Origin of the sequence: Micavibrio sp. TMED2 (genome assembly GCA_002168225.1) — a bacterium.
GTDB lineage: Bacteria > Pseudomonadota > Alphaproteobacteria > TMED2 > TMED2 > TMED2.
The window spans coordinates 603,649-617,002 of the sequence record NHBH01000009.1 but is presented as its reverse complement, the minus strand read 5'-3'; the positions used below and the strand labels follow the sequence as shown (position 1 = coordinate 617,002).

Sequence of the window (13,354 nt, the reverse complement as noted above, 5' to 3'; positions counted from 1 at the left end):
TCAATCAGTTATCCCTGCGGAACTGTTCAAAGGGCAGTTCTTCAGTACCTACCTCAACCGCATCGCTGCGGAAAAACAAATCCATGCGATAAATGCCGAAATAACCGCCGGAGTCCCAGTTATAAACCGCCTTCTCCGGTACATTCTTCAGCACATCGGCAATCACGACCGGTTGTGGCACATGGGAAACCGTACCGATGGTGAACACATTGTCGGTATAGATGTGCTGCATCCGCGCCCAGATATCGGCACGCTCGGCAGTATCTTCGGCGAGAAACCACTCACGGTAGAGATCATACAGTTCCATGACCGGCTGCAAGTTCGGCTCCTCACCGGATGCACCGCCGGTTTCATGGTACTGGCCCCATTTCGGCCATTGCAGGTAATCCTGTTTTACCGGGGCAAACTCGGTCGGCGGCATGTCTGCCGTGGCGATACCGTTATCGAGACCGGTCCAGACCGACATGATGGCATCACCGGCATAGATGCGGTTGCGGAACAGCTCGCGCTGGCTGGGGCGGGTAATCAGGTTGACACCGATACGGGCATAGCTGTCACGGATCAGCAGCAGAATATCGCTCTCGAGGGTTGATTCACCCGAACTCTCGACAATGATCTCGAACGGCTGGCCATTAGGCAGCAGCCGTGAGCCGGAGCCACCCTGACGCTTGATCCCGGCGGCATCGAGCAGAGCCGCCGCCTGTTTCAGATCATATTCGGCATAGGCATTGGCCGCCGCCTCATCATAGAGCGGGCTCTCGCTGACCAGTGCATTGGCCGCTGCCGTGCCGAGGCCATAGAACACCACCTGATTGATCTCTTCCCGATCAATGGCGAGCGACAGGGCGCGGCGTACACGCACATCCTGAAACGCCTCACGCCATACCGGGTTGCTGGCGTTCAGGTTCGGGAACAGCGCCAGTTGCGATCCCCGGCCATTGGCCCAGAGGGCGACCTGATATCCGGTATCATGTGAGCTGCGCTTGAGCAGCGTGTAATCCTCAAACCGCAGATAGCGCGCCTGCAGATCACTCTCGCCGGTTGCGGTTTTAGCCGGGATCAGCTTGGCATCGGCGATGGTCATGACCACCTCGTCGAGATAGGGCAGTTGTACCCCATGGCTGTCGACGCGGTGGAAATAGGGATTGCGGACAAAGATTTTCCGCGTGCCGATACCCGCCTTGTCGAGCACCCATGGCTGCAGGACCGGCAGGTCGGGATTGGTATTCTTATAGGCCTTGTTCACGTCATTCATCAGCGAGGCCCAGCTGCGTTTACCGCCTTCTTCCACCTTCGCCTGCAGCTCACCGGCATCGGCATAATCGCCGTGGAACTGCTTCAGGTAATGGGCCGGCATGTAGATATAGAGCGGGGCCGCCGCCGCCAGTTCACCGAGAAAGGCCGGGTTCGGATCATCCCAGCAGTAGCGCACGGTATAGTCATCGATCACCTCGAACACCGGCAGCTTGTCATTGATGCGCATGACCGTTGGCGGGCCGCTCGGGCTGACCAGCTCGTTGAGCGCAATATCTTCCCAGTAGAAGCGGAAATCCTCAGCCGTGAACGGCTCCCCGTCGGACCAGCGATGACCGGGGCGCAGATGCAGGGTAAAGACCCGCTCGTCCTTGACCTCGACGCTCTCCAGAATATCAGGCCGGATATTGAAATCCTCGTCATAGGCAACCAGCCGGGCATAGCCGTAGACGACCATCTGGCGCACATCTTTGTCACGGGACATCAGCATCGACAGCCGACCGCCGGAGCGACCGAAATCACGGCCAGTCTCGGTCGGATCAGTGACACGCGGTGTCAGCGGCAATCGTTCAGATACCGGCGGCAATTCACCTTGCGCCACCGCCTCATCAAGGCTTGGTGGATTTATATAGGCAGGCAAGTCACCTGCCAGCGCCACATGCCCTGTCAGCAGCATGAAGGCACCGCCAATAACGGCCGCAATGCGTGTCCGGGAAATCAGGTGCTGTTCTGTCATGCCTGTGCTCTTACCAGATGATCGCCCGAGACGCTGACCAGCCCCGGTTGGAAATTCTCATCCACCGTAAAGGGCGCAGGCCAGTTGCTCGGATCATTGTGACCGCCCTGACGGATCAGGTCAAAATCGAGCTTACGGTCGAGCCGTGGCTCGGGCACCGCGGCCAGCAGGGCCTTGGTATAGGGGTGGGTCGGATTGTTAAACAGCTGCTCGCGGCTTGCGACCTCGACCAGCACGCCCTTGCACATCACGGCGATACGGTCGGCGATGTAATCAATCACCGCCAGATTGTGCGAGATGAACAGATAGGTAAGGCCGAGCACCGACTGCAGATCCTTGAGCAGGTTCAATATCTGCGCCTGCACCGAAACATCGAGGGCCGATACCGGCTCGTCACAGATCAGCAGTTCCGGGTGCAGGGCAAGGGCGCGGGCAACGCCGATACGCTGGCGCTGGCCACCGGAAAAGCTGTGCGGGAAGGCTGACAGCTTACGCGGGTCCAGCCCAACCAGATGCATCAGCTCAATCGCCCGCTCCCGTCGCCAGTTGCGGTTGCCGACATTCTGCACCACGAAGGGTTCGGTCAGTATCTCCGAGACCGGCATACGCGGATTGAGTGAGCCATAGGGGTCCTGAAACACAAACTGCAGCCGCTTGCGCAGCCCGTGCTCGCGCCATTGCTGGTCATTGAGCGTGGTCAGGTCGAGCGATGTGTCCTGATCCAGATGATACCGGGCAGCACCGGTATCGGGGCGCAGGGCTCCGACGATAATCTTGCTGAGCGTGGTCTTGCCGCAACCGCTCTCCCCCACCAGCCCCAAGCATTCACCCTTGTTCACCGTCAGATTGATACCGTCCAGCGCCCGGATCGTGCGGACACCACCGCCGAGGCTCTTTTTCGATTTCAGGTGATAGGTTTTGGTGATGTCCTGCAGTTCCAACAGCGGCTGACCGATGGCGATCTCACGGCTCTCAGTTTCGGGAGCCTTTGCCTGTGCCGGTTGCTGACCGCTGAGCGCGCGACTGACCTCGATCGGACGCAGCGGCTGCAAACGTTCATCACGGTTGACACCGATCACCGGCACTGCCTTGAACAGCGCCTTCAGATAGGGGTGGGTGGCATGATCGAAGACCCGCTCAACCGGGCCGCTCTCCATGATCTTGCCACGATAGGCGACGGTTACGTAATCGGCCATATTGGCGACCACGCCGAGATCATGGGTAATCATCAAGACCGACATGCCGAAATCACGCTGCAAATCCCGGATCAGCGTCAGTATCTGCGCCTGAATGGTAACATCGAGCGCCGTGGTCGGCTCATCGGCAATCAGCAGCGCTGGCTGGCAAATCAGCGCCATGGCGATCATGGCCCGTTGGCGCAGCCCGCCGGACAGCTCGAACGGATATTGGTGTACAGCCCGTGACGGATCGGGGAAACCGACCCGATCGAGCATTTCCTCAGCCTTCGCCAGCGCCTTGGCCTTGTCATAGCCACGATGGATGGTCAGCACCTCGCCGATCTGATCACCGATCCGATGCAGTGGCGACAGCGAGGTCATCGGTTCCTGAAAGATCATGCCGAGACGATCACCGCGCAAGGCACGCAGCTTTTTGTCCTTCGGCGACAGGGCGGCGAGATCAATCGGCGACGGCTCCCCATCACCTTGCGCTTGCGTATCGAAAAACAGAATCTTGCCCTGCTGTATCTGGGCGCTGTCGGGCAGCAGGCGCATGATCGAATTGGCGATCACCGATTTGCCGGAACCGCTCTCGCCGACAAGCGCCGTTACCTTGCCCGCCGGAATGGCCAGCGAAACATCGTCAACGGCCTGCACAGGCCCCCGCAGGGTTCTGAACGCAACTGACAGGTTATGAATTTCAACAATGTTGCCCATCTGAATGTCAGCTGTGTTCCTGCACTTATGCCCTGCCCTTATGTATCGCCGGTTACCCAGCGAGCCCCCGGATGGCTGCTCACAAGGCCAGCGAATTTTTCAGTAAATTGCCACACCCTGTCCGTATGCACCAGATGATGTGTCATCATCCCGGCGCGTTCATCGCTGTCCGCCTCGGTTCTTAGCCAACGCAAATGGCTGACGAGCGGTTCCAGCGTGGCCTCCTCCCCCGCAAAATCACGCCCGTCACGCCAGGCGATTGGATCAGCATGGGTATTGCAGCGTGCGAGTCCCGTTGGAAACAACGACATGGCCGGACGCCGGTTGCAGGATGAGACAACGGAGAAACCCAGTTCCGGCAGCATGGCCAGCACATCCCGTTCGATCCGGTTCCAGGGTGGCACCATCATGGCGACCGGCTGGTCAAACAGGTACTGTAACCGCTCGCGACCGGTGGCGAGGTCACGGCGCAATGCCTGCCGATCCACCAGCCCGCCAAGCTCGATGGTCTTGGCATCGGGTGCACCGTTATTGTGGTGGCTCCAGCCATGCTGGGCCACGGTCATCAGCGGGTTATCGGCGAGGCGGTCGGCGAGGCTCTGCTCAACCGGTTCGGGAATGACCGCCAGCGTCATCGGAATGGCATAACGCTCGGCAAGTGCCAGCAACTGCTGCAGCTGAGGTGTATCGGCAACCGCATCATCGTCACGCCACCAGATCGGTGCCGCCTTGTCCTCAGCGGCCCATTGATCCAGTTCGGCGTGCAGCAGGTCTAGGGTCAACGATCGATATGCTCCAGAATGAAGGCTGCGGTCTTGCCCGCGCCATCAAGGGAGATTTCTGGACGGGGATCGAGGACCGTTCCCTCCTCCCACAGCCGGTTAACCGCAGCGGCAAGGCGCTCGGGCGTCAGCCCCTCGGCCGGTTCCACATGGACGAGGCCATGCTGCATCAGGCGGTCGGCCCGCACGCGCTGTTCGGTTTCCTGCCCTTCATCATAGGGCACAGCCAGACCGCGACGACCGGCGAGCAGCCATTCCATCACGGTATTATATCCGGCCTGTCCGATGCTGAGGGCTGCCGTGCTGTGCAGTACCGCCATATCGGGTCGGGCCTTCTCGATCACCACGCCTTCGGGGGCATGGTTCATCAGCCGGGCAATATCCTCACCCGGCATGGACGGGCCACAGATCAGGTGCCAGCGCCGGTCTGCCAGTATCGTATGGGACTTCGCCGACATGGCACAGGCGAGCAGGTCATAGCCGACAGCACCACCACCGGCGGAAACGACAACTTCCTCACCCGGCTCCTGAAACGCAGAGATAACCGGACGAGCGCTGCGCTGATCTACAACAAAGCCGGTATAGGTCAGGCGGTTGGCATAGCTCGGATCGACCGGGAAGCTGTCTTCCAGACGCATGAATTTCGGGTCACCATGCACCAGAATATGATCGATATGCTGGCTCAGCTGGTCGGCGATCCATGGCAGACGCTTTTCCTTGGATGGCGGCACCAGAACATCGCGCACCGAGCTGATGGTGATCGGTCGGTCATCCCAATCGGCAATTTCCGTCAGCAGCGGCTCCAGCTCGAATTTGAAGCCGCGACGCCCGAAGGGATAAAGCTCAAGCACAAGGGCCGCCGGTTTGATCGTCTTGACCAGCGCAATCAGGCGACGGGTACGGGCATGACGGTATTCATCGGTGACCGGATTGCCATCGGCATCACGGTGATCGTTGAAGTCGCGCTCATGGATACCGATCGGCGGCAACTGCTCGACCCGACAGTTCGGCACCATCGTGGTCATGTCATTGGTACCGCCATTGATGACCACCACTTCGACATCCAGCCGCTTGCCCGCCTGCGCCACAGCCTCGGCCAGCGCTGCGGTGCGGTGAACATGGCCCATGCCCAGCAGGTGCTGGATGTAGAAGACAACAGAAGTCATGAGATATGGATGCTTGCGGTTACGAAAAGAAGGTATCGGGTGGCTGGCTGTTTAAACCGTTAATGCGGCGATGACTACAGGCTCATGCCACCGTCGATCATGGTGAGCCCGAGCAATATGTCGTCGAGCCGTTTGGCAACATGCCCAATATTGTGCTGCTCGGCAACCTTGGTCAGGGCTGCAGAGCCCATCGCCTGCCGCCGTGGCGGGTCGGCGATCAGATCGAAAACGCCTTGGGCAAAGGCCCGCATGTCACCCGGCTCGACCAGAATACCGGTGACACCATTCTCAACGATATCCGGTACCCCGCCAACCTTCGCGGAAACCACCGGCAGGCCGGCAGCCTGCGCCTCGAGCAGTGACATGCCATAGGCTTCGTTCACCGCTGGCCAGACGCAAAGATCGCTGGCGCCATAAAGGACAGGTATGGTTTCCGGCGCCACCTGTCCGAGTGGTATCACCTTGGCACCGAGTGGTCGCATGGCGGTCATCACCTCTGACCGGGCCTCACCGTCACCGGCAATGATCAGGCGGAAATCAACGCCCTGCAGCATGGCGAGCGCCTCACTCAACTGCCGGTAGGACGCGTATTTATCGCCCCGCCGCATCATGCCGACCACAACCAGCCATGGCACATTGTCCTCGATATTGAAGCGCCGGGCGAGCACCTTGCGGGCGCTTTCGTGCCGACTGCGCGCCAGGGCATAATCGGCGGGATCGAGGAACGGCTTGATCTCGACCAACATCTCCGGATTATCAAGCAGCGGCAACACACAGGGCGTATCGGCAGAATTGATGCTGATCACCTTACTCGCCTGTTCCAGCGCTTCTCTCACGGCGTTATGGCCCATATCCCATTGTCCGCCTGCCTGCTTCGGCGCATAGGAAGCCTCGGCGACGATATAGGGAATGCCCATGGCCTGACAGAAGCCGGGCCCGATCCAGTCCGGTGCCTTGTGATACAGGTGATAGGTGAACCAGACCGCCGGGCGCAGCTCGGGGCGCAAGGTCTCGGCACGTTGGATCAGCCGGGTTGCGGTCGTCACCCCGACATCGCGCAACCGCAACTGGCGCGTATAGTCACCCGCCCCTTCCCGGCTGCTGAACTTCGACGCCACCTGAACCGTATGACCGGCATATTCGAGCGCCTGTATCAACAGCCGCGCCATCATGCGGTCACCGGACGGTGTCGGATCGTCCGGGGCTTTCATCGGGGCGTAGAACGCAACTCTCATTTCGACGGCAGATCCGCGATGGTTGTGGAGCCGGTATCGGCCTTGGTTTCCCTAACGGCTTGCAGCAGATTGACCAGCGGATCAAGACAATGGTTGAAAGCGAACCCAGTTTGCAACCGGAGTGCCGCAGCGCGACCATACCGCTCGAGCCGCGTCCGATCTGCCGCCAGCCCGGCAATCGCCGCGGCCATGGCCGGGACATCATCCGGCTCGATCAGCCAGCCGGAAACATCATGCTCGATGAATTCCGGCAAGGCCCCGACCCGCGTACCAATGGCAGGGACGGCAAAGCTGGCAGCCTCCATCAGCACATTGGGCAGGCCATCACGGTCACCATTGCCGGTTACCCGACTGGCGATCAGGAACAGATCGGCCTGATTATACAGGTCACGAATAACATCACGCGGCTGCGAGCCGTGCCATGTGATACGACCGGCAATACCGAGGCGGGCGGCCTCTGCCTTCAGATCGGCGAGCAACTCGCCACCACCGGCATGATGCCAATGCCAGTCAAGCTGGTCCGGCAGCTGCGCCAATGCCTGCAGAATGGTGTCCAGCCCCTTCTTGCGCACCGCCCGGCCCACGGTCAGCAAGCGCAGTCCGCTGTTCCCAACAGGCTTGGCGGCTTCCTGCTCCGCAATCACCAGATCGGTCGTATCGAGGCCGTGATAGACGAGATGCACCGCTTCCGGTCGCTTGGTCAGCGGGCGCAAATGAGCGCAATTTCCGGCGGTACAGGTCACAGTCCAGAGCGCATCATCGAGCTTCTCCACCAGTTCCCAATCCTCGCTGGTATAGATATCCTTGGCATGGGCCGAAATCGCGAAGGGCAGATCCAGCAGTCTGGCCGCATAGCGGGTGACCGAGCAGGGCGTATGGATGAAGTGGGCATAGAGCAGATCAGCCGTGCCCGGCAGTTCATGCGCCAATACCAGCGCCTGTCCCAGCCTGCGGATACGATTGGCACTGCGGTCACGTTTGAAATCGCGCCACCACAGGCCCAGCACTGACCGCAAGCGCGGATTGCGCAGCATGGCGAGCAGCGCCGTCAGCACGCGCCACGGCTCCTGATAGAGATATTCCGGCAGATACAAAACCTCGGCCTGTACCCGATCATGAACCGGGTGGCGGTGGCTGTCGGTAGGGTGACGGAGGGAAACCAGCCGCACATCGGCACCGGCATGTTCCAGCCCCTCGATCTCCTGTGCGATGAAGGTTTCGGACAGGCGCGGATAGCCCTTGAGCACGATAGCCAATTTCAGCCCCGTCAACGGGCCTGAAGCATGGCCATCCGCAGGGGCAGCCTTATGGTCTGTATCGTCACGAGGCACGTATCACCGATTAATAAGTTGCCGCGTCAGCCGGAAGCTGATTTGAGGCTGCTTTCCGCGCCATCAAACCAGTTGTCGAGCACATCGCCCATACGAGCCAGCCCGTCCATCATCCCGGCAACCGCAAAATGCGATGGCGGCGGCTGATCCAGCAGATCGCGCAGGGCCTCGACCATCACGGCGGGTTCCCGACGGTTGCCATTGCCCGGCAATACACGGGCGAGTTTGAGTTCATCGGCCCGATTAGCACGCAGGGTCTGTTCCAGCCGCGGCACTTCGCGCGGCACGATCACCGATGGCTTGTCCAGCGACAGCACCTCGCAGAAGGTGTTGTAACCACCCATGCAGACCACCCCGACCGATTGCGCCATCAGTTGCTCCAGATGCGCATCGAAACGGGCGATGGTGACTTTGTCGAGCTTGCCGGTCCGGCGGACAAAGCTGTTCCACACCCGGGTCTTGATGAATGGGCCGGTCACGATATGCGCCTTGACCGGCATATCGGCATCGGCCTCATAGGCCCGCAGCACCCAGTCGATCAGGACATCGCCATCACCACCACCACCGGCAGTCACCAGTACAAACGGCTCCTCAAAGGCATTGCGGCGCTGGCGGTTGACGCCATTGGGCACGCGGCGGCGCAGATAGCCGAGATAGGCCATCTTGTCCTGCACATCATCGCCGATCTGCAAGCCACGGAGCGGATCATAAATCTGTTCCAGACCATAGACCCAGATATTGTCATAGTATTTGCCAAGGGCATTGGTCGCCCCTTTGCGCAACCATTCGGCACGCACGCGCAGCGGCTCATCGAGAATATCGCGCAGACCGAGGACATTGCGCGTCCCCATCTCCTGCAGCATCTCCAGAGTTGGTTCGATCTCTCCGCGCAAGCCGAGCGGTTCCTTGTCGACGATGAACACGTCGGGGCGGAACACCTCTGCGGTATGCTTGATGATCGAGGACCGCATGGCGACAGTCTCGTCGATATTCACATGTTCGTTGAGCGAGACATACTCGCCATTGCGCAGTTTGATGACACCGGGGATGCGGACAAAGTCAACACGGGAGCGGAAATCGAAGCTGCCGATGATCGGCGAGCCGGAGATGATCAGGACCGACACATCCTTGCGGCGTTCGACGATGGCATGCGCAATTGCTCTGGTCCGGCGCAGATGGCCGAGACCAAAGGTATCATGGCTGTACATCAGGACACGTTTGCGCGGGCGATTGGCTATCATGCCGCAGGATGGCTCACAGTTATCGATTGGTCGAATAAACGCGGAATGTGTTTCCCCAAGCCCCCTGTCGTCAAGCAATCAATAAACCTAACCGTCTGCCGACAGGACTGTAAAGCAAAAGGCAGCCCTGAAACAGGCTGCCTTTCCAGTGATTTATCAGGAAAACCACAGATACCGGGGTTTATCCCTTACATAGCGTCACAAACCGGTTATGCGGCGCGATCCGCACCGATTACCGCATTCAGAGCCTGCATGCCGGAGCGCAATTTGCCGAGCACATTGCCAAGTTCGCGATCTTCCTCACCGCCATCGGACGCACCACCCAGCAGGGCCAGCCTGTCCGCCAGAGCGCTGAGTACACGAGCTGCCTCATCGATATCGGCGATCAGATCATCGCCATCATCATATCCGACCGGATCAATATCGGGACTGCTGGCCTCGGCATTGCGCAGGCCGATCTCATCACAGAGCGCGCCCAGAGAACCGGAGCGCTGTTCCAGTGCGTCGATGACCGCATCGGCACGACGGGTGATCGCGACCAGCCGGGTGCTGGTCTTGGTCGAATGCGCCATCATTTTGCGCTCAAGGCGGTCGAGCCGCGCAACATAACCGATCAGCTCTTTCGCCGACATTTCAATCTGCCTCGTCACCATGTCCACATGCTGCAAGGCTGGTGAGTTTTCTTCTCTATGGTCGCCGGACATTGCCTTCTCGCTTTTCTTGCACTTGATCCTCGCCCGGGCGTTCTGCCCGTCGGCGTCATGCTGCAACCTTGCCTGAAGAACCTAAATGTTAGATTAATAGAGGTTGGGATTTCGGATCGGCAGCGTCTGGGGGACGATGATATTGCCCGATGGATCAAACATCATAACCGACAGCAATATGCCGGTGCTGAGCAGCGCCGCTGCTCTTTACCGAACCACAATCAACCGTCTTGCCATTGAAATCCGCACTCAGGACGACCCGACCTACAGCAGTGATATCGGCTGGCAGATAACCGAGTCTGACTGGGCCGCTGCCTCTGCCAATGCGCTTGACCTGCTCCGCAAGGCCGTCGCCGGGGAGCAGGAAGACAGCCCTCTGACCCATCGGCTGGTGCCCATCGCCGATCCCTACAGCCGCCCCGGCCTCGACGAGATCACCATTCAGGAATGGCGCGATCTCGACTTTGCCTTGCTCGACAAACCCTATGCGCCTTCCGGCGATACGATCAGCCGGGAAGAACTGAGCCTGTTGCCCCTGCTGGAATTCTACAGCGGTCTCGTGGACATCGATAACAATGTCGCACGCATGTATGATGCACGGCGTTTTGACCGGATCATGAATATCTGCCTGATCCTTGGCGGTATCCTGCTCGTCAGCACCATCGGTACGGCAATCATCAGCGGCATCAAGGAGTTCGATTGGTCAAAGGTGCCACTCGAAGGCTCGCTCGGCATACTCTGCGGCTTTGTCATAGGTTTCATTCTGGACCGCCGCCGCCGCGCCAAAACCCGGCGGCTGGTAGAGGGCTGGGGTGACCGGTTCGGCTGTGACCTGAAGCAGCTCCGTCACCGCCGCCTGCCGAAATTCGTTGCCCGGATCAAGGCAGAGATTGCCCGCCTCGGCGGTCAGCGCTTTGTCGATATGGATGCCGAGACCCTGCATGCCGAAGTGCACAAGCTGATGACCGCATCCGGTTATCGTCCGATTGGTTCGGAGATTGCCCAATAGGCACCGCCTGACAAAATACATACGCGCACTTGCAATTTTTGATGGCGCATTGTCCCAGCCTTGGCAAACTAGAGGTTTGTTAAGCCGTTCAGCCGCATCAGAAATCATTATCCATGGCCGCCAGCGACACTCAAGAAACCGAACAGCCAACCACTGAACCGGTGCAGGAAGCGCCGTTGCACCGGCTCGATCCCGAGCGCCTGCCCGGCATTCGCAAACGGATCACCGGTCGCCTGCAGGGGCTCTATGGCGACGAGATTGCCGAGCGACTGACCCAGAAGATCATTGACCGTATCTGCCGTCATCCGGGCGCTCCGGAAGATCTGGCGATGGGTGAGAAGCCCAAGCATCATGGCCAGTGGGATGAGACAGACACGATGCTGATCGCCTATGGCGACAGCCTGAACTACCCCGGTGAGGCACCGTTACGCACCCTAGACCGCTTCTGCACCGAATACCTCACCGACAGCATCTCGACGGTGCATATCCTGCCATTCTACCCGGCGTCATCGGATGGCGGGTTTGCGGTCATCGATTATTACGCCGTCAGCCGCAATCTGGGTGACTGGAGCGATATTCACCGCTTGCGTGAACGCTTCGACCTGATGTTCGATCTGGTGCTCAACCATGCCTCCAGCCGCTCGCTCTGGTTTGCCGAATATCTCGCTGATATTCCGCCGGGCAACAGCTATTTCGTCGAGGTCGGCGAGAAAGACAACATCGCCAACGTGGTGCGCCCGCGCCGAACCCCGCTGACCTTCGAGGTCTATACCAAGCGCGGTTACCGCAACGTCTGGGCCACCTTTGGCCACGACCAGATTGATCTGGATTTCCGCAATCCGGAAGTCCTGATGCAGTTCGTCGATATCCTGCTGACCTATGTGGATCAGGGCTCGCGCATCATTCGCCTCGATGCCGTTGCCTATCTCTGGAAAGTCTTCGGCACCACCTGCATCCATCTGGAGCAGACCCATGAAGTGATCAAGCTGTTCCGCGATATTCTGGAAATCGCGGCACCCGAGACCATCCTGCTGACCGAAACCAACGTACCGCACCACGAGAACATCAGCTATTTCGGGAATGGTGACGAAGCGCAGATGATCTATCAGTTCAGCCTGCCGCCGCTGATCCTGCATGCCATCCATACCGGCTCGACCCGCTATCTGCATGAGTGGCTGTCAGAGCTGGAACCACCGCCCTATGGCTGTACCTTCCTCAATTTTACCGCCAGCCATGACGGTATCGGCATGCGCCCACTGGAAGGGATCATTCCCGAGGATGAGCGCGCCACCATGCTGGACGAGATGCGCAATCGCGGTGCCTATGTCACCACCAAGCGTAATGCCGATGGCAGCGAAAGCCCGTATGAGCTGAACATCACCTATTTCGATGCCTTCAAGGCGTCGGAGAATGACCCGCTTCAGGTCTCGCGCTTTCTGCTGTCACAGACCATCCCGATGACACTGCAGGGCATCCCGGCCTTCTATATCCACTCTTTCACCGCCACACCGAACGACCATGTGGGCGTAGAGCAGACCATGACGACCCGCGCCATCAACCGGCGGCGCTGGGATATGGGTGAGTTGAATTTCCTGCTGCGCAATCCGGCCAATGCCTCATCACAGGTCTTCGACGCCCTGCGCCGCCGCCTGCAAATCCGGCGCATGCTGAAGGTGCTGCACCCGGACGTGCCCCAGCGCGTACTTGATCTCGGCCCGGATTTCCTTGGATTTTGGCGGGAAGATACGGAAAACACCCGCTATCTGCTGGCCCTGCACAATGTCACGCCCTATGCCAAGACGTTGTCGATCGGCATCCCGCACCTGCCATCCAAGGTCGGCGCTTGGGCCGATGCCCTCACTGGCGAGACGCTGGACCCTCAGGCAACGGAAATCACCTTCCGCCCATATCAGGCGATCTGGCTGGTGCCACTCGTCGATTGCCCGCACCCGGACCCGCTCAACAGCCCGACAGACAACGCAGAACCGGCAGAATAATCAA

General features: G+C 59.6%; 10 protein-coding genes. 2 read left to right on the top strand and 8 right to left on the bottom strand.

The genetic code is table 11. The annotated features are described in order from the left end of the window. Window positions 1-4 precede the first annotated feature (4 nt). From CBB62_14525 to CBB62_14490, 8 genes are all read right to left on the bottom strand, one after another. The gene (locus CBB62_14525) at window positions 5-1,990 is read right to left on the bottom strand and encodes a hypothetical protein (GenBank protein OUT39577.1); all 1,986 of its coding nucleotides are present in this window, start codon (window positions 1,988-1,990) and stop codon (window positions 5-7) included. After that, window positions 1,987-3,885, bottom strand: a complete 1,899-nt coding sequence (locus CBB62_14520) for an ABC transporter ATP-binding protein (GenBank protein OUT39576.1) — start codon at window positions 3,883-3,885, stop codon at window positions 1,987-1,989. Before CBB62_14520 ends, CBB62_14525 begins: the two co-directional genes overlap by 4 nt. A 38-nt stretch (window positions 3,886-3,923) precedes the next feature. Further along, window positions 3,924-4,667, bottom strand: coding sequence for a hypothetical protein (locus CBB62_14515; GenBank protein OUT39575.1), 744 nt, complete (start codon window positions 4,665-4,667; stop codon window positions 3,924-3,926). Further along, entirely contained in the window at window positions 4,664-5,833 is a 1,170-nt protein-coding gene (locus tag CBB62_14510; GenBank protein ID OUT39574.1) for a hypothetical protein, read from the bottom strand. The genes CBB62_14515 and CBB62_14510 overlap by 4 nt, the downstream gene beginning before the upstream one ends. Window positions 5,834-5,907: 74 nt before the next feature. Beyond that, on the bottom strand, window positions 5,908-7,068 hold the full coding sequence (locus CBB62_14505) for a hypothetical protein (GenBank protein ID OUT39573.1): 1,161 nt from the start codon (window positions 7,066-7,068) through the stop codon (window positions 5,908-5,910). Further along, a complete protein-coding gene (locus CBB62_14500; GenBank protein OUT39572.1) occupies window positions 7,065-8,324 on the bottom strand; it encodes a hypothetical protein in 1,260 nt (419 codons plus the stop codon). Before CBB62_14500 ends, CBB62_14505 begins: the two co-directional genes overlap by 4 nt. 101 nt (window positions 8,325-8,425) lie before the next feature. Further along, the gene (locus tag CBB62_14495) at window positions 8,426-9,640 is read right to left on the bottom strand and encodes a hypothetical protein (GenBank protein OUT39571.1); all 1,215 of its coding nucleotides are present in this window, start codon (window positions 9,638-9,640) and stop codon (window positions 8,426-8,428) included. A 209-nt stretch (window positions 9,641-9,849) separates the two neighbouring features. After that, window positions 9,850-10,344: a hypothetical protein gene (locus tag CBB62_14490; protein ID OUT39570.1), complete on the bottom strand. Its 495-nt coding sequence runs from the start codon at window positions 10,342-10,344 to the stop codon at window positions 9,850-9,852. Between the two features lie 136 nt (window positions 10,345-10,480). Between CBB62_14490 and CBB62_14485 the strand changes: the two genes are divergently transcribed. Continuing rightward, window positions 10,481-11,353 carry a hypothetical protein gene (locus CBB62_14485; protein OUT39569.1) on the top strand — a complete coding sequence of 291 codons (873 nt, stop codon included), beginning with the start codon at window positions 10,481-10,483 and terminating at the stop codon, window positions 11,351-11,353. A gap of 113 nt (window positions 11,354-11,466) precedes the next feature. Then, window positions 11,467-13,350, top strand: a complete 1,884-nt coding sequence (locus CBB62_14480) for a hypothetical protein (protein ID OUT39568.1) — start codon at window positions 11,467-11,469, stop codon at window positions 13,348-13,350. Window positions 13,351-13,354: the final 4 nt, after the last annotated feature.